At 63.6% G+C, this 19,777-nt stretch carries 19 protein-coding genes; 7 read left to right on the forward strand and 12 right to left on the reverse strand.

What is annotated here, in order from left to right:
• The first annotated feature begins 11 nt into the window (after positions 1-11).
• From Q8L25_RS08845 to waaA, 5 genes are all read left to right on the forward strand, one after another.
• Entirely contained in the window at positions 12-1,106 is a 1,095-nt protein-coding gene (locus tag Q8L25_RS08845) for a glycosyltransferase (protein ID WP_308924506.1), read from the forward strand.
• Positions 1,107-1,215: 109 nt separating this feature from the next.
• Positions 1,216-1,485 carry an H-NS histone family protein gene (locus Q8L25_RS08850; protein ID WP_308924507.1) on the forward strand — a complete coding sequence of 90 codons (270 nt, stop codon included), beginning with the start codon at positions 1,216-1,218 and terminating at the stop codon, positions 1,483-1,485.
• Between the two features lie 73 nt (positions 1,486-1,558).
• Entirely contained in the window at positions 1,559-2,941 is a 1,383-nt protein-coding gene (locus Q8L25_RS08855) for a phosphomannomutase/phosphoglucomutase (RefSeq protein ID WP_308924508.1), read from the forward strand.
• Between the two features lie 33 nt (positions 2,942-2,974).
• Positions 2,975-3,955, forward strand: a complete 981-nt coding sequence (gene waaC, locus Q8L25_RS08860) for a lipopolysaccharide heptosyltransferase I (RefSeq protein WP_374694294.1) — start codon at positions 2,975-2,977, stop codon at positions 3,953-3,955.
• Between the two features lie 26 nt (positions 3,956-3,981).
• Positions 3,982-5,256, forward strand: a complete 1,275-nt coding sequence (gene waaA / locus Q8L25_RS08865) for a lipid IV(A) 3-deoxy-D-manno-octulosonic acid transferase (protein ID WP_308924510.1) — start codon at positions 3,982-3,984, stop codon at positions 5,254-5,256.
• A 110-nt stretch (positions 5,257-5,366) separates the two neighbouring features.
• Here the strand turns inward: waaA and Q8L25_RS08870 are convergent, their stop codons facing one another.
• The 9 genes from Q8L25_RS08870 to Q8L25_RS08910 all read right to left on the reverse strand — a co-directional run bounded on the left by Q8L25_RS08870 (position 5,367) and on the right by Q8L25_RS08910 (position 14,895).
• Positions 5,367-6,311 carry a SprT family zinc-dependent metalloprotease gene (locus Q8L25_RS08870; RefSeq protein ID WP_308925694.1) on the reverse strand — a complete coding sequence of 315 codons (945 nt, stop codon included), beginning with the start codon at positions 6,309-6,311 and terminating at the stop codon, positions 5,367-5,369.
• Positions 6,312-6,355: 44 nt separating this feature from the next.
• A complete protein-coding gene (locus Q8L25_RS08875; protein WP_308924511.1) occupies positions 6,356-7,096 on the reverse strand; it encodes a lysophospholipid acyltransferase family protein in 741 nt (246 codons plus the stop codon).
• A 13-nt stretch (positions 7,097-7,109) separates the two neighbouring features.
• Positions 7,110-7,688: a D-glycero-beta-D-manno-heptose 1,7-bisphosphate 7-phosphatase gene (gene gmhB, locus Q8L25_RS08880; RefSeq protein WP_308924512.1), complete on the reverse strand. Its 579-nt coding sequence runs from the start codon at positions 7,686-7,688 to the stop codon at positions 7,110-7,112.
• Between the two features lie 14 nt (positions 7,689-7,702).
• Positions 7,703-9,805, reverse strand: coding sequence for a glycine--tRNA ligase subunit beta (gene glyS / locus Q8L25_RS08885; protein WP_308924513.1), 2,103 nt, complete (start codon positions 9,803-9,805; stop codon positions 7,703-7,705).
• Positions 9,806-9,831: 26 nt separating this feature from the next.
• Positions 9,832-10,764, reverse strand: a complete 933-nt coding sequence (gene glyQ / locus Q8L25_RS08890; protein WP_308924514.1) for a glycine--tRNA ligase subunit alpha — start codon at positions 10,762-10,764, stop codon at positions 9,832-9,834.
• A gap of 156 nt (positions 10,765-10,920) precedes the next feature.
• A complete protein-coding gene (gene lnt / locus Q8L25_RS08895; protein ID WP_308924515.1) occupies positions 10,921-12,495 on the reverse strand; it encodes an apolipoprotein N-acyltransferase in 1,575 nt (524 codons plus the stop codon).
• A gap of 16 nt (positions 12,496-12,511) precedes the next feature.
• Positions 12,512-13,390: a transporter associated domain-containing protein gene (locus tag Q8L25_RS08900; protein WP_308924516.1), complete on the reverse strand. Its 879-nt coding sequence runs from the start codon at positions 13,388-13,390 to the stop codon at positions 12,512-12,514.
• A gap of 107 nt (positions 13,391-13,497) precedes the next feature.
• A complete protein-coding gene (locus tag Q8L25_RS08905; protein ID WP_308924517.1) occupies positions 13,498-13,929 on the reverse strand; it encodes a DUF4259 domain-containing protein in 432 nt (143 codons plus the stop codon).
• 30 nt (positions 13,930-13,959) lie between these two features.
• Positions 13,960-14,895, reverse strand: coding sequence for a LysR family transcriptional regulator (locus Q8L25_RS08910; RefSeq protein WP_308924518.1), 936 nt, complete (start codon positions 14,893-14,895; stop codon positions 13,960-13,962).
• Between the two features lie 71 nt (positions 14,896-14,966).
• On the opposite strand from Q8L25_RS08910, the gene Q8L25_RS08915 reads away from it, so the two are divergent.
• Entirely contained in the window at positions 14,967-15,926 is a 960-nt protein-coding gene (locus tag Q8L25_RS08915; RefSeq protein ID WP_308924519.1) for an MBL fold metallo-hydrolase, read from the forward strand.
• 35 nt (positions 15,927-15,961) lie between these two features.
• Here the strand turns inward: Q8L25_RS08915 and ybeY are convergent, their stop codons facing one another.
• From ybeY to miaB, 3 genes are read right to left on the reverse strand one after another with little or no spacing between them, the layout of a single operon-like run.
• Positions 15,962-16,432, reverse strand: a complete 471-nt coding sequence (ybeY, locus tag Q8L25_RS08920) for an rRNA maturation RNase YbeY (RefSeq protein ID WP_308924520.1) — start codon at positions 16,430-16,432, stop codon at positions 15,962-15,964.
• On the reverse strand, positions 16,416-17,486 hold the full coding sequence (locus Q8L25_RS08925) for a PhoH family protein (RefSeq protein ID WP_308924521.1): 1,071 nt from the start codon (positions 17,484-17,486) through the stop codon (positions 16,416-16,418). Before Q8L25_RS08925 ends, ybeY begins: the two co-directional genes overlap by 17 nt.
• Complete coding sequence (gene miaB / locus Q8L25_RS08930; protein ID WP_308924522.1) at positions 17,483-18,850, reverse strand: tRNA (N6-isopentenyl adenosine(37)-C2)-methylthiotransferase MiaB; 1,368 nt, start codon at positions 18,848-18,850, stop codon at positions 17,483-17,485. The genes Q8L25_RS08925 and miaB overlap by 4 nt, the downstream gene beginning before the upstream one ends.
• A 529-nt stretch (positions 18,851-19,379) precedes the next feature.
• Between miaB and Q8L25_RS08935 the strand changes: the two genes are divergently transcribed.
• On the forward strand, positions 19,380-19,709 hold the full coding sequence (locus Q8L25_RS08935) for a hypothetical protein (RefSeq protein ID WP_308924523.1): 330 nt from the start codon (positions 19,380-19,382) through the stop codon (positions 19,707-19,709).
• Positions 19,710-19,777: the final 68 nt, after the last annotated feature.

Raw genomic sequence — 19,777 nt, forward strand, 5'->3', positions numbered from 1 at the left:
ATTGATTAAAAATGTTTTCTTTCATCGTGAGCTTTGTTGTATCCGCCTTGTTGACCTTGTTAATCATAAAGCAGGTGCATTTGCATAAGTCCGCGCTCGATTCGGATTTTCATGGCGTACAAAAAGTGCATTCGCATCTGGTGGCGCGTATCGGCGGCCTGGCGATTTTCCTGGCTGTGTTGCTGGGTGCCACAGTGTCGATCTGGCGCCTGCCGGCCATGGCTTACTGGATGACCGGGCTGCTGCTGTGCTCGGGCATTGCCTTTGTCGGCGGCATTGTCGAGGATTTCACGGGCAAGGTCAGCCCCATCGGCCGCTTGCTGCTGACCATGGCCGGCGCCCTGCTGGCGTATTACCTGGTCGACGCGCGCATCGATCGCATCGACTGGCTGTTTTCCAGCTGGGCCATCCCCTTTATCTGGCTCAGCTTGCCGATCACGGTACTGGCCGTGGCGGGTATCGCCAACGCCATCAATATCATCGATGGCTTCAATGGCCTGGCCAGCGTGGTGTCGATCTGCATGTTGTTGTCGCTGGCCTATGTGGCCTTGCAGGTCAACGATTCGTTTATCCTGGTCACCGCGCTGCTGGTGGCGGGCGCGATCACCGGTTTCCTGATCTGGAACTATCCGGTCGGCCTGATCTTTCTCGGCGATGGCGGCGCCTATTTCATCGGTTTCATGCTGGGCGAACTGACCTTGCTGCTGGTGATGCGCAATCCGGAAGTGTCGACCTGGTATGCCGTATTGCTGCTGATTTATCCGACCTTTGAAACCCTGTTTTCCGCCTACCGCCGTGCCTTCATTCAAGGTAAATCACCGGTCATGCCCGATGGCATACATTTGCACAGCCTGATTTTCCGCCGTATCGTGCGATGGACGGTGGGTCGCAAGGAAGCGCGCGCGCTGATGCGCCGCAATTCCCTGACGTCGCCGTATCTGTGGCTGTTTTCACTGATGGCGGTGATACCCGCATCGTTATTCTGGCGCCATAGTTGGCTGCTGATTTGCTGCTCCCTGATATTTATTGCCACTTATATTTGGTTATATCTTCGCATTATTCGTTTCAAATCACCGCGCTGGATGATAGTGCGCAAGAAGAGTTAATATGTTTTCACGAATCGGTGTATATTCCATGGGTTTTTGATATGCATATTAATTTTCCGGAAAGTGAAGCATGAATTTATCGATATTGACCATGGCAGAATTATGCAATTTGGCGGAGAAGGTCCAGCAGGAAGTCAGCCATCGTGAACGCGATGACTTGAACAAGGCGCGCGAACAGATCATGGCGATCGCCCAGCAGGCCGGCATTCCGCTGAAACAGCTGATCCTCGATGGCCTGCAGCCGCGCGCGGGCAAGGTGGCGGTACAGTATCGCAATCCCGATAATGCCAGCGAGCAGTGGACAGGCCGCGGCCGCCAGCCACTGTGGGTCAGGCACTGGGTCGAGTCGGGCAAGTCGATCGATCTGCTGCGCGTATAATTCGGTATGTCGTTGGCGCAGTGGCAAGCCCGCTGCGCCGATTTTCTACCCTCTTCATTTTTACGCCCAGACCATGCTTCCACTGTCAAAAACGATTTTCAAAGCTTATGATATCCGCGGCATCATCGACAAAACCCTCGATGCCGGCATAGCGAGAAAGATCGGACAGGCCTTTGGCCAGGCTGCCCTGGCCAAGGGCGAAAAAAGCGTGGTGATCGGCCGCGATGGCCGCCTGTCGGGTCCGGCACTGGCCGCGGCGCTGGCGCAAGGCCTGCAAGCGGCCGGCGTCGACGTGATCGACCTGGGCGTGGTGGCCACGCCGATGGTGTACTTCGGCACCAATGTGCTCGACACGAAGTCGGGCATCATGGTCACCGGCAGCCACAATCCACCTGACTACAACGGTTTCAAGATGGTGCTGGCCGGCGAAGCGATCCATGGCGAAGCGATCCTGGCGCTGTACCGGAGCATCGTCGACCACGACGGCAGCGACAGCGCCACTCCTGGCGGCTATGCCACGCATGACATCCGCGCCGCCTACATCGACCGCATCCTGGGCGACGTGACACTGGCGCGCCCGATCAGGATCGCCGTCGACTGCGGCAATGGCGTGGCCGGCGCGTTTGCCGGTGACCTGTTCCGCGGCATGGGCTGCGAGGTGATCGAACTGTTCTGCGAAGTCGATGGCAATTTCCCGAATCACCATCCGGACCCGGCCCACCCTGAAAACCTGCAGGACCTGATCCGCTGCCTGGCCGAGAGCGACGCTGAAATCGGCATCGCCTTTGACGGTGACGGCGACCGCCTGGGCGTGGTCACCAAGGATGGCCAGATCATCTATCCGGATCGCCAGATGATGCTGTTCGCCGCCGACGTGCTGACGCGCCATCCGGGCCAGCAGATTCTGTATGACGTGAAATGCACGCGCCACCTGGCGCCGTGGATCACCAAGCATGGCGGCGTGCCGCTGATGTGCAAGACCGGCCATTCGCTGGTCAAGGCCGAGCTGCGCGCGACGGGCGCTCCGCTGGGTGGCGAAATGAGCGGCCATATCTTCTTCAAGGACCGCTGGTACGGTTTCGACGACGGCCTGTATGCGGGCGCGCGCCTGCTGGAAATCCTGACCCGCGAAAGCGATCCCTCGGCACTGCTGAACGCTTTGCCGCAATCGGACAGCACGCCCGAGCTGCACCTGGAACTGAAGGAAGGCGAAAACGTCGCGCTGATGGACATGCTGCGCCGCGACGCTGTTTTTCCTGGCAATGAACGCATCATCACCATCGACGGCCTGCGCGTGGAATACGCGGACGGCTTCGGCCTGGCCCGCTCGTCGAACACCACGCCGGTGATCGTGATGCGCTTCGAAGCGGAAACGCCGGCAGCGCTGGCGCGCATCCAGGGCCAGTTCCGGCGCGTGATCCTGGCTGCCAAGCCTGACGCCGTCTTGCCGTTCTGACGCGTGGCCGGCGATGCTGGCGCGCGGGCGCCCTTGAAAATCCTGCTGGTGCGCGTTTCCTCGCTGGGCGACGTGCTGCACAACCTGCCGATGGTGGCCGACATTGCCCGCCATTATCCCGACGCCACCATCGACTGGGTGGTGGAAGAGGGCTATACCAGCCTGGTGCGTCTGAACCCGCGCGTCGGCACCATCTTTCCGTTCGCGCTGCGGCGCTGGCGCAAGAGCCTGGGCAAGAAGGAGACGCGCACCGAAATCGCCGCCTTCTTCCGCACCCTGCGCCAGACCCGCTACGACTATGTGTTCGACACCCAGGGCCTGCTGAAAACCGGCATCATCATGGGCGCGGCACGTCTGGCGCCCGGTGGCCAGAAGGTGGGCCTGGCCAATGGCAGCGAAGGCTCGGGCTACGAAGGCATTTCTCGCCTGTTCCATACCAACAGCATCCCGCTCGATCCGCGCACCCATGCGGTGGCGCGCGGCCGCCTGGTCGCCGCCGCGGCGCTCGGTTATGCGGTCGACACGCCGGCCGATTTCGGCCTGCCCGCATTGTCCGCCGCTGACACACGTCCCGAGTGGATGGGCGCGGCGCCCTATGCCGTGTATTTCCACGGCACCGCGCGCGACGCCAAGAAATGGGCGCCCGAAAACTGGATCGCCCTGGGCCAGGCCCTGTCACCGATGACCATCCTGCTGCCCTGGGGTTCGCCCAAGGAAAAGCTGGAAGCGGAAGTGCTGGCGGCCAGCCTGCCGAACGCGCGCGTGCTGCCGAAGCTGTCGATGGCCGATGCGACCTTGCTGGCGCGCCATGCGGCGCTGGTGGTCGGCGTCGACACCGGCCTGACCCATATCGCCGCCGCCTTCGTGCGCCCGACGGTGGAAATCTACGCCGATTCGCCGCTGTGGAAAACCGAGGGCAACTGGTCGAACAACATCATCAACCTGGGCGACCAGGGCCAGCCGCCCGGCGTGCCGGAAGTGCTGGCCGCGGCCAGGTTGCTGCTGGCCGACTGACGGCCAGGCTTATTCAAGGTTTATTCATGCGACTACTCTATACCCTGGCCTGGTGGCTGGCCCTGCCGCTGGTGCTGGCGCGCCTGTGGCTGCGAGGGCGCCAGGAACCGGGCTACCGCCAGCACTGGGGCGAACGCCTGGGCTTTTACGGCCGCAAGGCGCCGGCCAGCCCCATGACCATCTGGCTGCACGCCGTCTCGGTCGGCGAAACGCGCGCGGCCGAACCGCTGGTCGACGCGCTGCTGGCCGAGTGGCCCGGCTGCCGCATCGTGCTGACGCACATGACACCCACCGGCCGCGCCACCGGCAAGGCGCTGTTTGCCAAACACGGCGCGCGCCTGGTGCAAAGCTATCTGCCATACGACACGGGTGCCATGCCGGCACGCTTTATCCGTCACTACGCGCCGCGCATCTGCATCCTGATGGAGACCGAAGTGTGGCCCAACCTGATCCACCAGTGCCGGCGTTACCGGGTGCCGGTGGTGCTGGCCAATGCGCGCCTGTCGCAGCGTTCATTGAAGAAGGCGCAGCGCCTGGGCCGGTTGATCCTTGAGGCCGCGCGCTCCATCACCCTGGTCGCGGCGCAAACGCCGGACGACGCCGCGCGCGTGCGCCAGCTCGGTGTGCCGGACGTGGCGGTCACCGGCAGCATCAAGTTCGACGTGGTGGTGCCTGCTAGCGCACTGGCCACCGGCGCCTGGCTGCGCGCGGCGATTGGCCAGCGCCCGGTGCTGCTGTGCGCCAGCACGCGCGAAGGAGAAGAGGAACTGATCCTCGACGCCTTTGCCCGCGCCAGCCTGCCGGCGAACACCTTGCTGCTGCTGGTGCCGCGCCATCCGCAGCGTTTCGATGAAGTGGAAAAGCTGGTCGCCGCGCGCGGCCTGGCCGTGCAGCGCCGTTCAATCCTGGCAGGTAGCGCCGTGGTGGCGCCTGCCACCCAGGTGTTGCTGGGCGACTCGATGGGCGAGATGTTTGCCTATTACGCGGCCTGCGACTGCGCCTTTGTCGGCGGCAGCCTGCTGCCGCTCGGTGGGCAGAACCTGATCGAACCGGCAGCGCTGGGCAAGCCGGTGCTGATCGGCCCGCACACCTTCAATTTTGCGCTGGTGACCGAGCAGGCGATCGAGGCCGGCGGCGCCGCGCTGGTGGCGGACGCCGATGCGCTGATGGCGCAGGCGGCTGAACTGCTGCAGGATGCGCCGCGCCTGGCGGCGATGGGTGAACAAGCGCTGGCGTTTGCGGCGCAGCACCGTGGCGCCACGCCGCGCACCATTGCGGCGATCAAACCCCTGTTGCCTTGATCATGTAACAACCGTAGGTCGGATTAGCGCGCAAGCGCGTAATCCGACAACAGTGTTGGCTCTGACCCTGGTGGTGTCGGATTACGCTACGCTAATCCGACCTACCCGACCTACCCGAACAGGACGGGCAGCTCCTGCGAGCGCTTCCTGAGCGCCTGCTTGGCGCCGTCGTAATCGGGATAGATCGACTCCACCGTGGCCCAGAAGCGGGGGCTGTGGTTCATTTCCAGCAGGTGCGACAGTTCGTGCGCCACCACGTAGTCGACCAGCGGCAGGGCGAAGTGGATCAGGCGCCAGTTCAGGCGGATCTTGCGTTGTACGGTGCAGCTGCCCCAGCGCGTGCCGGCCGAGGACAGCGACAGGGAATCGTAGCGCACGCCCAGCCTGGCCGCATACAGGTCCAGCCGTTCCTCGAACAGCTGGCGCGCCTGGTGCTGGAACCAGGCCTTCACTTTTTCCTTCAGCTGCTGCTCGGTGCCGGTCGGCGTGACCCACACATGCAGCTCACCGGTGTCGCGCTGGAAGCTGGCGCGGTGGCGCGCTGCCTGGTGCAGGCGCAGGGTGATCTCGCCGCCCAGGTAGGGCAGCACGGCGCCGTCGACCCACACCACGGGAGGGCGCTGCTGGCGCTGTACCTTGCGCTCGCCGCGTTCCTGCAATTTCGAGATGATCCAGCCCTGCTTGGCGCGTATCGCGTTGTCGATTTCGGCCAGGGTGACGCGCTTGGGCGCGGTCACGCGCAGGCCATTGTCGTCGATCATGAAGCCGATCGAGCGGCGCGTCGAGCGGCGCAGGGCGAATTCGAGCAGGTGGGGGCCAAGCTGCAACTGGCGCAGCGGCGGGCCGTCGGCGGTGCGGGGAGGGGAAGGAAGCGGAGGCAGGGAAGGTGGAGAAGGAACAGCGATGGGTGGTGCAACCAGCGGTAACGGGACCGGGACCGGTTCGGCAATGCGAAGCACCGGCGGCGCCGTGGGGCGCGCCACCGGGGGCGTGCTGGTCGAGACGTCATGCGCGAACAGATCCAGTTGCTGGTCGCCGACCCTGATGGTCTTCATCTGCTCGCGCAGGGTCGGCTCCTGGATGACCGCGCTGATGCCGTCTAGCCAGCGTTGTAGGCGTGAGGCGAAATGACGCGCATTTCTGATTCTATCCAATTTTCCACCTGTTGCATCATGCTGTCCGGGGTTTGCCCTTCCGGCGAAATCGGTTTGCCTATCGAGACCGTGATCACTCCCGGCCGCTTGAGAAATGACTGCTTGGGCCAGCACTCGCCCGAGTTATGGGCGATCGGCACCACCACCGCGCCGGTGGCAATCGCCAGGCGCGTGCCGCCGCTCTTGTACTTGCCTGCCTGGCCGACCGGGATGCGGGTGCCTTCGGGGAACATGATAATCCATTGGCCATCGGCGAGGCGGCGTTTTCCGTGCGCGACCACGCTTTTGAAGGCGTGCTTGCCCTGCTTGCGGTCGATCGGGATCATGCGCAGCAGCGCCATGGCCCAGCCGAAAAACGGAATGTACAGGATTTCCTTCTTGAAGACATACACCAGCGGGCGCGGCAGGCTGGGCAGCAGGAAGATGGTTTCCCAGGCCGACTGGTGTTTCGACAGCACGATGGCCGGCGCGTCGGGGAAGTTTTCGGCGCCCTTGACTTCATAGCGGATGCCGCAAATGACCTTGGCGCACCAGATGATGAACACGTTCCAGCGCGACGTGAACCAATAGCGCTTGTTATAACTGAATGGCGCGGCAAAAAAACAGGCGCAGGCCCAGATGATGGTGGCCACGATCATGATGACCATGAACAGCAGGGACCTGAGGAACAGGGAAATGGTACGCAAGCGGTTCTCCGGATTAAATACTGAATGCCACGGTGGGCGATGGCGCGGCGGTAGCCGGCGCCTTGAGCAGGTGGTTGACCATGGCGGCCAGGTCGGCGAAGACCTGGGTGCCGGGTGGCAGTCCGCCCGTTTCATTGGTGCTTGTGCCCTTGCCGGTCAGGACCAGGTAGGGCACGCAGCCGCTGATGAAGCCGGCCTGCAGGTCGCGCAGCGAATCGCCGACGGTCGGCACGCCTTTCAGGCTGGTGTTGTAGCGCTGCGAGATTTCATGGAACATGCCCGGCTTGGGCTTGCGGCAGTCGCAATTGTCGGCGCCCGCATGCGGGCAGAAGAAGATGGCGTCGATATCGGCGCCGACCTGCTGCGCCAGGGTATGCATCTTCTGGTGGATCGCGTTGAGCACCGACATGTCGAAGTATTCGCGCGCGATGCCGGACTGGTTCGAGGCGATCACCACCCGGTAGCCGGCCTGGTTCAGGCGGGCGATCGCTTCGAGCGAGCCCGGTATCGGCAGCCATTCGGCCGGCGACTTGATGAAGTCCGGCGAATCATGATTGATGACGCCATCACGGTCGAGGATGATCAGTTTCATCGCCGGCGCGCCCATTATGCCGCCAGCTTGGAAATGTCGGCCACGCGGTTCATCATGCCGTGCAGCGACGACAGCAGGGCCAGGCGGTTGTTGCGCAGGGCGACATCCTCGGCCATCACCATCACGTCGTTGAAGAAGCCGTCGACATCGTCGCGCAGCTGCGCCAGCGTCTGCAGGGTGCCCGTGAAGTCGCCCCTGGCGAAGGCCGCGTCGACTTCCGGCTGCACGCGCGAGACGGCGGCGGCCAGTGTTTTCTCGGCCTCGTCCTGCAGCAGCGCCACGCTGACGCCATTATCGGCAACCAGCTTGAGTGCTTCCTCGTTCTTTTTCAGGATATTCGTGATGCGCTTGTTGGCCGCGGCCAGCGAGGCGCTTTCCGGCAGCGCGGCAAACGCCTGCACCGCTTCCAGGCGCTGCACGATATCGTCCAGGCGATCCGGGTTCTGCGCCACCACCGCTTCGATCTCGTTCGGCGAGAAACCGCGCTCGCGCAGGATGCCGCGCAGGCGGTCCAGCATGAAGGTGGTGACGTCGGCCACCGGGTCCTTGAAGCCGGGAACGGCTGCAAATTGCGCGGCGGCGTCCGCCAGCAAGCCCTGGATCGACAATGGCAGGCGTTTTTCCAGCAGCATGCGCAGCACGCCCAGCGCATGGCGGCGCAGCGCGAACGGGTCCTTGTCGCCGGTCGGCGCCAGGCCGATGGCCCAGATGCCGACCAGGGTTTCGAGCTTGTCGGCCAGCGCCACGGCCGTGCCGGTGGCGGTCGACGGCAGCGCGTCGCCGGCAAAACGGGGCTGGTAGTGCTCGGAGGCGGCCAGCGCCACTTCTTCCGGCTCGCCGTCATGGCGCGCGTAATAGGTGCCCATGATGCCTTGCAGCTCGGGGAATTCGCCGACCATGTCGGTCAGCAGATCGGCCTTGGCCAGCAGGGCGCCGCGTTTTGCCAGCTCGACGTCGCCACCTAATTTTGAAGCAATCGCGCCGGCAATCGCGGTGACGCGTTCCGTGCGCGCGGCTTGGGTGCCCAGCTTGTTGTGGTAGACCACATTGGCCAGCAGCGGCAGGCGCGATGCCAGCGTTTTCTTCTTGTCCTGTTCGAAGAAGAACTTGGCGTCGGACAGGCGCGGACGTACCACGCGCTCATTGCCGCCGATAATGTGCTCGGGCGTGTCGGTGGCGATGTTCGAGACGATCAGGAAGCGCGAGCGCAGCTTGCCATCCGCATCGGTCAGCGCAAAGTATTTCTGGTTGGTCTGCATGGTGAGGATCAAACATTCCTGCGGCACGGCCAGGAATTCTTCCTCGAAGTGGCACTCGTAGACCACCGGCCATTCGACCAGGGCGGTGACTTCATCGAGCAGCGATTCGGGCATCAGCACTTGATCGGCGCCGGCTTTTTCCAGCAGCTGGGCGCGGATGGTGGCCTTGCGTTCTTCGACGCTGGCGATCACGCTGGCGTCGAGGATCAGGCTGGCGGCATAGTTTTCCGCGTGCTTGATGGTGATCGGTTCGCCATTGGTCAGGAAGCGGTGGCCGAGGGTCTCGCGGCCGGCCGTCAAGCCCAGCAGGGTCAAGGGCAGCACGTTGATGCCGTGCAGCGCGATCAGGCTGTGGGCCGGGCGCACGAATTGCACGGTGCTGCCGTCGGGGCGCTGGTAGCTCATCAGTTTTGGAATCGGCAGCTTGGCAGCCGATTCTTGCAGCGCCGCCTGCGCGCCGGTGGCCAACTGGCTGCCCGGCGCCGTATGCGTGTAGAAAAAGCTCTCGGCCTTGCCGTCGGCGGCGCGTTCCAGGTCCGCCACCGCCAGGTCGGGAAAGCCCAGCGCGGCCAGTTTTTTCGCCAGCGGCGCGGTGCCGTTGCCGTTCGCGTCCAGCGCCACCGAGACCGGCAGCACTTTTTCGCGGATCGATTTGTCGGGCGAGACTTCGCGCACATTGGTGATCGAGACGGCCAGGCGGCGCGGCGAGGCGTAGCTGGTGGCGACGCTGTCTTCTTCCAGGAAGTCGCGCGATTTGAGGCCGTTGACGATGCCGGCGGCAAAGGCGGCGCCCAGCTTGGCCAGCGCTTTCGGCGGCAGTTCTTCGGTCAGCAGTTCAATAAGCAGTGTTTGGTTCATGGTGTTCTTGTCTGGTACGGCGTCAGTTAGGCGGCAGGAGCGGCAGGGGCTTCGGTACGTTCGGCGGCTGGCAGCATCGGGAAGCCGAGGCGCTCGCGCGAGTCGTAATAGGCCTGGGCGACCAGGCGCGACAGGGTGCGCACGCGGCCGATATAGGCGGCGCGCTCCGTCACCGAGATGGCGCCGCGCGCATCGAGCATATTGAAGCTGTGCGAGGCCTTCATGATTTTTTCGTAGGCCGGCAGGGTCAGTTGCAGCTCGATCAGGCGCTTGGCTTCGGCTTCGTAGTTGCCAAACTGTTCGAACAGCAGCTCGGTGTTGGCGTGCTCGAAGTTGTAGGTCGACTGCTCCACTTCGTTCTGGTGGAACACGTCGCCGTAGGTCAGTTTTTTCGTCGTGTCGTTTTCTTCCCACTCGGTCCAGACCAGGTCATACACGTTTTCCACGCCCTGCAGATACATCGCCAGGCGTTCGATGCCGTAGGTGATCTCGCCCAGCACCGGCTTGCAATCGAGGCCGCCCACTTGCTGGAAGTAGGTGAACTGCGTCACTTCCATGCCGTTCAGCCAGACTTCCCAGCCCAGGCCCCAGGCGCCCAGGGTCGGGCTTTCCCAGTCGTCTTCGACAAAGCGCACGTCGTTCTGCTTCAGGTCCAGGCCCAGCGCGGCCAGCGAACCGAGATACAGGTCGAGGATGTTTTCCGGCGCCGGTTTCAATACCACCTGGTACTGGTAGTAGTGCTGCATGCGGTTCGGGTTTTCGCCATAGCGGCCATCTTTCGGGCGGCGCGACGGCTGCACATACGCGGCGCGCCATGGTTCCGGGCCGATCGCGCGCAGGAAGGTGCCGGTGTGGAAGGTACCGGCGCCGACTTCCATGTCGTAGGGCTGGAGCAGGGCGCAACCTTGCTTGTCCCAATAGGTTTGCAAGGTCAGGATAATTTGTTGAAATGTGAGCATCGTATGGGTTCGCCGCGCGAAAAGCTGCGCTTTGTTAAGGTTTGCTTGAAGCCAGGACGCCTGCGCTGCAAGGCAGGCAGGCGTCCGGGCCGGGATTTTGCTAATTTTAGCGGGTTTTATGACGCTACTGTGACTCTTGTGTCAATTCGCCTTTGCTCACAGCTTGCGGGCGCGGCGGCCCAGCAGGAAGGCGGCGAGCAAGGCCAGCGCGTTCAGGGCCAGCATCAGTTTGTTGCCGTACAAGATATACGGCGTCATGCCGCCCATGCCCTGCACCGTGGCCGCCAGGGTGCCTTGCTGCGCCGGTGGCAGCAGGCTCACTACCACGCCCTTGCCGTCGATCACGGCGGTGGCGCCGGTATTGGTCGAACGCAGCATCGGCCGGCCCGTCTCCAGGCTGCGCATCTGCGAGATCTGCAAATGCTGGGGAATCGCGATCGAGTCGCCGAACCAGGCCAGGTTCGAGATATTCAGCAGCACCGACGCCGATTGCTTGCCATGGCGGTGGGCATTGGCCAGCTGGCCGGCGATCTCTTCGCCGAACAGGTCTTCATAGCAGATATTCGGCAGCACCAGCTGGTCGCGTACCTGCAACGGCGGCTGCACGCGCGCGCCACGGCCCATGTCACCGAGGGGAATCGCCATCATGGCGACAAACCAGTGCAGGCCGGGCGGCACGAATTCGCCGAACGGCACCAGGTGGTGCTTGCGGTACTGGTAGTAGGAACCCGGCGCGCCGTTCGGCGTGATGCCGACCGCCGCGTTATAAAAGCGGCGTTCTTCGTCCAGCACCGGCATGCCGACCAAGAGCGTGCTGCCGGTCTGCCGGGCATACGCGCCCAGGCCTTCCAGGTAGCCGTCTGGCAGCTGATGCGGCAGCACCGTGACGGCCGTTTCCGGCGTGGCGATCAGGTCGGCCGGCGCGCTGGTGATCGCCTGCTGGTACATCCGCAGGGCGCCCAGCACGAAGGCGGGATCGAATTTCTGCTGCTGCGGCACATTGCCCTGCAACAGGCGCACCGTGATCGGGCGGCCCACCGCATGCGTCCAGTCGACATGGCGCAGGCCGATGCCGGCGCCATACAGGGCCAGCACGCCGGCGAGGGCGATCCAGCGCGTGCGCGGCAGCGGATGCGTCAGCAGCAGCAGGGCGCCGGCGGACAGCGCCGCCAGCCAGCCCAGGCCATACGAACCGATGACGGGCGCAAAGCCGCCCAGGGGGCTGGCATTGTGGGCGTAGCCGGTGGCCAGCCACGGAAAGCCTGTAAACAGCCAGCCGCGCGTCCATTCGAACAGGGTCCACATTGCAGGTAACACCAGCAGTGTCATGGCCGGCAGGGACAAGACCCAGCGGCGGCGCAGCCAGGCGGCAGCGCCCATCGCCATCGCCACGTAGATCGCCATCAGCAGCGCCAGCAAGGCGACGGCGATGACGGCCAGCGGCGCGGCCATGTCGCCATAGCGGTGCAGCGAGATATACAGCCAGTGGGTGCCGGCGCCGCACCAGCCGAAGCCGTAGGCCCAGCCGACGCGTGCGCTGCTTTTGATGTCGGCCGCGCGCAGCACCTGGTAGAACAGCACGGCCAGGCTGATGATTTGCAGCGGCCAGTAGCCGAAAGGGGCAAAGGCCAGCACCGCCACCGCGCCGGCAATGGCGGCGATCAGCATGCGCGAACCCGTGCTGCGGGGCGGCTTGGCGGCGGCGTTGGGATCAACGCGTCGGAAACGCATCTACAGCACGCGCATGTCAGAGTTCCAGTTCCGGCACGTCGGGCAGGCGCTCGACCAGCAGCACGTGCACCTGGCGCGCGTCGGCGCGCAGCACCTCGAAGCGCAAGTCGCCCAGGTCGAAGATATCGCCCTTGTGCGCCATGCGGCCCAGATGCTTGGAGACCAGGCCGCCGATGGTGTCGACATCATCGTCCGACAGGCGGCAACCGAGTTCCTGGTTGAACTGCTCGATCTCGGTCAAGGCCTTGACCCGCCAGCGCGGGCCGAACTGGCCTTCCCTGAGCGACAGGATATTGTCCTCGGCTTCGTCGAAGTCGTATTCGTCCTCGATATCGCCGACGATCTGTTCCAGCACGTCTTCGATGGTGATCAGGCCGGCCACGCCGCTGTATTCATCGACCACGATGGCCATGTGATTGTGGTTGGCGCGGAAGTCGCGCAGCAGCACATTCAGGCGTTTCGATTCGGGGATGAAAATGGCGGGGCGCAGCATCTCGCGCACGTCGAAGGACTCTTCCGCGTAGTAGCGCAGCAGGTCTTTCGCCAGCAGGATGCCGATGACCTTGTCGCGTTCGCCCTCGATCGCGGGAAAGCGCGAGTGGGCGGTCGACAGGACTTCCGGCATCCATTCCTCGATCGGCTTGCTGATGTCGATGACATCCATTTGCGAACGGGGAATCATGATGTCGCGCGCGCAGAGATCCGACACCTGGAACACGCCTTCGATCATCGACAGGGCGTCGGCGTCGATCAGCTTGCGTTCGTGCGCATCGTGTAGAACCTCGAGCAATTCTGCACGGTTCTCTGGCTCGGGGGAAATGAGTGCGGTCAGGCGTTCAAACAGTGACCGGTGGGGCTTGACGTCAGTTCTGACGCCACTAGGATGCTCGGGCATAGGAGGCGTGAGCCGTTGTTGCGAAGGGATACAGGATACACCAAAAGCGGCCGGATGCCGATATTCCGCGCTTTTGGTGTGAATTTACTACGTTTATTGCCGACGTTTCAGGCAGCTGGCGCACCGGATACACCGAGCACGCGCAGCCGCAAGGCGGCCACCTCGGCCTGCCATTCCGCGAAATGTTCGCTTTCCTGCCACAGCTGGCGCAGCTCCGAGGAGTCCGAGACGATGCGCTCGAAGGCCAGGCGCGCCTTGTCCAGCAATGGCGGCGTGATCTTCTTCTTGCAGGCCGCCACCCATTCGTCGACTTCGGCCGTGGCGGGGTCGGCTGCCCCCGGCTTGCCGAGCAGGCGCGCGATCACGTCCAGCGCGGCCAGCGCTTCGGCGGCGAATGGCGCTTCCAGTTCTTCTTCAGTGCTGTCGATCACGTTGTCAAGCGTGGTCTCGACCAGTTCCAGGGTTTTATATTCCTGCAGATCCTGCGCCCAGTCCATGGCGTAGTCGTTGCCGAAGGCGTCCAGTGCCCAGGTGCCCATAGTATGTCCTTGCGTGGTTGTTTGATGCCGCTATTGTGGCATGCCCGGGCTGCTTGCCACCACCTGCTCGCGCAGCCAGCGCAAACCCGCATCGTGCTCGCTGCGCGGATGCCAGGCCAGCGACAGGTCCAGCGCCGGCACGCGCAGTGGCAAGTCAAACGTGTCGAGCTGGCCTTCAAAGCGCTCCAGGAAGCGCGACGGCAGCGTGCAGACCAGATCCGTGGCCGCCAGCATCGGCGGCACCAGGTTGTACTGGGCCACGGCGATCGGTACGCTGCGTACACGGCCTTCCCGCGCCAGCATCTCGTCCATAAAGGCGTGAAAGCTGCCGTTGGTCGACACGACGATATGGCGCAGCGCGCAATAGCTGTCCAGGTTCAGCGGCGCCACGCCGCGCGGATGGCCCTTGCGCTGTGCCATGCGGTGCTCGACCAGCAGCACCGGGCTTTTGTGCAAGGTGGCGGGCACGAAGCGGCTGCCGCCGACCAGCAGGTCGATCTCGCCACGTTCCATCTGCCCGGCCAGCTGTGCCGGTTCGGGCGTGCGAAATGCCAGTTTCAGCCCTGGCCCGCCGATTGCCGCCACCTGTTGCACCACCGGCAGCATCAGCATCAGCACGGCGTTGTCGTTGCCGGCGATATGAAAGGTGCGTTCGGCCGTGCGCGGATCGAACGGCGGCGCATCGCGGCGCACGGCTTGCCCCAGCATCGCCAGCGCCGCGCGTAGCGGCGCCTGCAATTGAAGCGCGCGCGGCGTGGCCAGCATGCCGCGCCCGGAGTCGGCCGGCACCAGCAGGGCGTCGTCGAACAGCGCGCGCAGCCGGGCCAGCTGGGCCGACATGGCGGGCTGGCTCAGGTGCAAGCGGACGGCCGCGCGCGTCACGTGTTTTTCGTCCAGCAGCACGTCGAGCGACACCAGCAGGGGCAGGTCGACGCCACGGATATCCAGCATTTGGATGCCTTTCATTCAAATAATCAATTTCATTTATATATGGTAAAGGAGTCTACTGCGGTATCGCTTCTTTTGAAAGGTCTTCCATGTTTGCTCGCAAAACCCTGGCCGCCGTTGCGGCCGGCCTGACGCTGTCCCACGCGGCGCTGGCCGCCGCGCCGTTCGACCAGACGCCGGCGCCGGGCATCTATCGCATGATGCTGGGCCAGTTCCAGGTCACGGCCCTGTCCGACGGCACCGTCACCATCCCGCTCGACAAGCTGCTGACCGAGATCAAGCCGGCCACCCTGGCCGCCAGCCTGCGCGACGCCCACTTGCAGCCGATGACGGAAACCTCGATCAATGCCTTTTTGATCAATACCGGCAAGCAACTGGTGCTGGTCGATACGGGCGCGGGCGACCTGTTTGGCCTGCCCAGAGGCGCCCAGGCGGGCCGCTTGCAGCGCAGCCTGCGCAATGCCGGCTACGCGCCCGAACAGATCGATGCGGTGCTGCTCACGCATATTCACGCCGACCATTCGGGCGGCCTGTCGCATGACGGAAAGCGCTTGTTCCCCAATGCGCAAGTGTATGTGGACCGGCACGACAGCGACTTCTGGCTGAACCGCGCCAACCAGGCCGGTGCCGCCGAAGGCCAGCGCCATGGTTTTGACGAAGCGCAGGCGATGCTGGCGCCGTATGTGGCGGCGGGCAAGCTGACACCGTTCCAGGGCGGCGCCGAGATCGTGCCCGGCATCCGCGCGGTGGCGGCCCCTGGCCATACGCCGGGCCACAGCTACTATGCGGTGGAAAGCGGCGGGCAGAAATTGCTGCTGCTGGGCGACATGCTGCATGCGGGCGCGGTGCAATTCCCGCATCCCGGCACCACCATCCGTTTCGATGTCGATGCGGCCGCGGCGAAAGCGCAGCGCGCCGGCGAGCTGGCCGATGCGGCGAAAAACGGCTACTGGGTCGGTGCGGCGCACCTGAGCTTTCCCGGCATCGGCCATATCGCCAAAGAGGGTGACGGCTACCGCTGGCTGCCGGCCAATTACAGCGCGTGGTGATGCCGTAAAAAAGCCGGCATGTGCCGGCTTTGCGATTACTTCTGGTCCGCGTACGGGTCGCCGATGCCCAGCGTCGCCAGGATCTCCGTTTCCAGATCTTCCATTTCGGTCGCCTCCTCGTCATCCATGTGGTCGTATCCCTGGGCATGCAGCACGCCGTGCACGATCAGGTGGGCGGTGTGCTCTTCCACGCTTTTCTGTTGCTCCTGCGCTTCCTTTTCCAGCACGTCGGTGCACAGGATGATGTCGGCGCGGGTCGGTTCGTCGTCGCTCAGCTCTTCGCCTTCGTTGTAGGCAAACGTCAGCACATTGGTGGCGTAGTCTTTTTCGCGGTAGTCGCGATTGAGGGTACGGCCTTCATCGAGATCGACAAAGCGGATCGTCAGTTCGGCCGGCGCCAGCAGGGCCGCCTGGACCCAGCGCCGGATCTTCGGGCGCGTGATCACGGTGGCCAGGCGGGTGTCCGGGTATTGCACGGACAGGGACAGTTTATTTTTTTCGGACATTTTTGGCGGCAGCTGGTTTCAATAGGGGGACGATGGTGGCGTCGGTATCGGCCGCCTGCGCCGTTTCATAGGCGTCGACGATGCGCGCCACGAGCGGGTGGCGCACCACGTCGGTGCTGTTAAATTGCGTGAAGCCGATGCCGCGCACGTCCTTCAATACCTGCACGGCGTCGATCAGGCCGCTCTTCTGGCTTTTCTGCAGGTCGACCTGGGTCACGTCGCCCGTCACCACGGCCTTGCTGCCAAAGCCGATGCGGGTCAAAAACATTTTCATCTGTTCGACGGTGGTGTTCTGCGCCTCGTCGAGAATCACGAAGGCGTGGTTCAGGGTACGCCCGCGCATATACGCCAGCGGCGCGATCTCGATCACCTGTTTCTCGAACAGCTTTTGCGTGCGGTCAAAGCCCAGCAAGTCGTACAGGGCGTCGTACAGCGGGCGCAGGTAAGGGTCGACCTTTTGCGCCAGGTCGCCCGGCAAAAAGCCCAGGCGCTCGCCCGCTTCGACGGCCGGGCGCGTCAGAATGATGCGCTTGACAGCGTCGCGTTCGAGCGCGTCCACCGCGCAGGCGACGGCCAGATAGGTCTTGCCGGTGCCAGCCGGGCCCACGCCGAAGCTGATGTCGTGTTCGAGGATGCTGCGCAGGTAGGCGATCTGGTGCGGCGTGCGCCCGCGCAGGTCGCTGCGGCGCGTTTTCAGCACCGGGCTGGCGATATCGGGTTCGACAAAGGTGGACGCGGGTGCGTCGGCCTGGTGCGCATGGTGTTCCGACGCGGCCGACAGGCCGGCGCGCTGTTCCACCAGGGCCAGCTGCACTTCTTCCAGCGGCACGACCTTGTTGGCGATGGCGTAGAACTGTTCCAGGATTTCCACGGCGCGCCCGGCGTTGCTGCCGCCGACGATGAATTTTTCGCCGCGGCGGAAGATCGTCACGTCGAGGGCGGCGGAAATCTGGCGCAGGTTTTCATCGAGCGGCCCGCACAGATGCGCCAGGCGCGTGTTGTCGAGCGGCTCGGGAATGAAGTAGTGCGGCTGGATCGGGGCTTTGGTTTTCAACTGGCTCTTTTCAATGCGGTGGCGCCGGCGACGAGTTCGCCGCGCAGGGTGTAGGAATGGCTCTCGGTGATGCGCACCTCGACCAGCTGGCCGATCAGGTGCAGCCCATCGGGGCCGGCGTCGAAATTGACCACGCGGTTGTTCTCGGTGCGGCCTTGCAGTTCGCGATCAATCGTGTCCTTCTTCGAGCGGCCTTCGACCAGGATGGTCTGCACCGTGCCGACCATCGCCAGGCTGTACTTGCGCGTATTGGCGTCGATGGCCGCCTGCAGCTGCTGCAATCTGGCCAGTTTCACTTCATGCGGCGTGTCGTCTTCCAGGTTGGCGGCCGGCGTGCCGGGGCGCTTGCTGAAGATGAAGCTGTAGCTGTTGTCGAAACCGACATCAAGAATCAGTTTCATCATGGCGTCGAAGTCGGCTTGCGTCTCGCCCGGGAATCCCACGATGAAGTCCGACGAGATCGCCATGTTCGGGCGCACGGCGCGGATGCGGCGGATGATGGACTTGTATTCCAGCCCCGTGTAGCCGCGCTTCATGGCGCCGAGGATCTTGTCGGAGCCGTGCTGGGCCGGCAGGTACAGGTGGTCGACCAGCTGCGGGATCTTGGCATAGGCTTCGATCAGGCGCTGGGTAAACTCCTTCGGATGGCTGGTGACGAAGCGCATGCGCGCAATGCCGGGAATATCGGCCACGTATTCGAGCAGCAGTGCGAAGTCGGCGATCTCGCCGCCTTCCATCACGCCGCGGTAGGCGTTCACGTTCTGGCCCAGCAGGGTGATTTCCTTGACGCCCTGGGCGGCCAGGCCCGCCACTTCCGTCAGCACGTCTTCGAAGCGGCGCGACACTTCCTCGCCGCGCGTGTACGGCACCACGCAGTAACTGCAGTATTTGCTGCAGCCTTCCATGATCGACACGAAGGCCGAGGCGCCGTCGACCTTGGCCGGTGGCAGATGGTCGAATTTTTCGATTTCCGGAAAGCTGATGTCGACCTGCGCGGCGCCGCTCGAACGGCGCAGTTCCATCATCTGCGGCAGGCGGTGCAGGGTTTGCGGGCCGAACACCATGTCGACATACGGCGCGCGCTTGACGATGGCGTCGCCTTCCTGCGAGGCCACGCAGCCGCCCACGCCGATCAGCAGGTTGGGGTTGGCCAGCTTCAGTTCGCGCAGCCGGCCCAGGTCCGAAAACACTTTTTCCTGCGCCTTTTCACGCACCGAGCAGGTATTGAGCAGGATCACGTCGGCGTCTTCCGGCGTGTCGGTACGCACCAGGCCATCGGAGGCGCCCAGCACGTCGGCCATCTTGTCCGAGTCGTACTCGTTCATCTGGCAGCCGAAGGTTTTAATGAATACTTTTTTCTGCATGGAGTCAGGCGCTTTAGCGGTAATGGGTGCGGGGGTGGATGCTGCGCAGAGCGGGCGCGGGCGCGGTACAGGTGCTGGTACGTCTCGGGCCGGGTCGTGCGGCGGCAGGCAAGCTGCGGTCAGGCGATAGTTTAACGTAAATTGCCGCGCCGGGCCATGGCGCGCTTGCCCCCGGGCAGGGGCGAGCCAGTTGGGTGCAAAGGCAACCATTGCCGTGTGTCACCATTGATTTGTAACAAGTTGCTGCAAAGCCTAGTGTGCGGCCGGTTCGCATCCTAATGTGTTGAAATGGCATCGTTGCAAAGGCAACCAGCAGCTTGATTGATATTTAACAATCGTGAGGGTTGCGTTGCGCGCGAGTGCTGGCGGTTTGAACTAGTATATTGCCTTATATGCAATTCATTCGGATTATCGAGTGTAGGGGATTGAGGGGAGGGAAAGGCTGGGACCGCGTTCTTTTGAAACACTCTAAGCCAGCCTTAAGTTCAGATCGGCATTATTTTCAACATTCACCAGACGAGGAAAAATCATGGCACATCATGCACTGGCATCTCAAGAAAGCTACAACCCCAACCACCTGCTCGACATTTTGCTGAGTAAGATGCAGCTGAAAAACGATGCAGCCTTGTCGCGTCTGCTGGAAGTGGCGCCACCGGTCATCAGCAAGATCCGCCACCACCGCTTGCCGGTCGGCGCCTCGCTGCTGATCCGCATGCACGAAGTGACGGGCATGAGCATCCGTGACCTGCGCGACCTGATGGGCGACCGCCGCACCAAGTACCGCCTGTCGGACGCCCAAGGCCGTCCAAAAGCGGAAGAGCGCGGTGATGCAAAAGAATCGAATTACGCGCATCACTGATGTGGCGCCTGGGCGCTGAGCGTGACGCTTGCAGCGCTGCAGGCGGCCACGCTCCAGCGGCAAGCGGG

Source organism: Janthinobacterium sp. J1-1 (assembly GCF_030944405.1).
GTDB lineage: Bacteria > Pseudomonadota > Gammaproteobacteria > Burkholderiales > Burkholderiaceae_D > Janthinobacterium.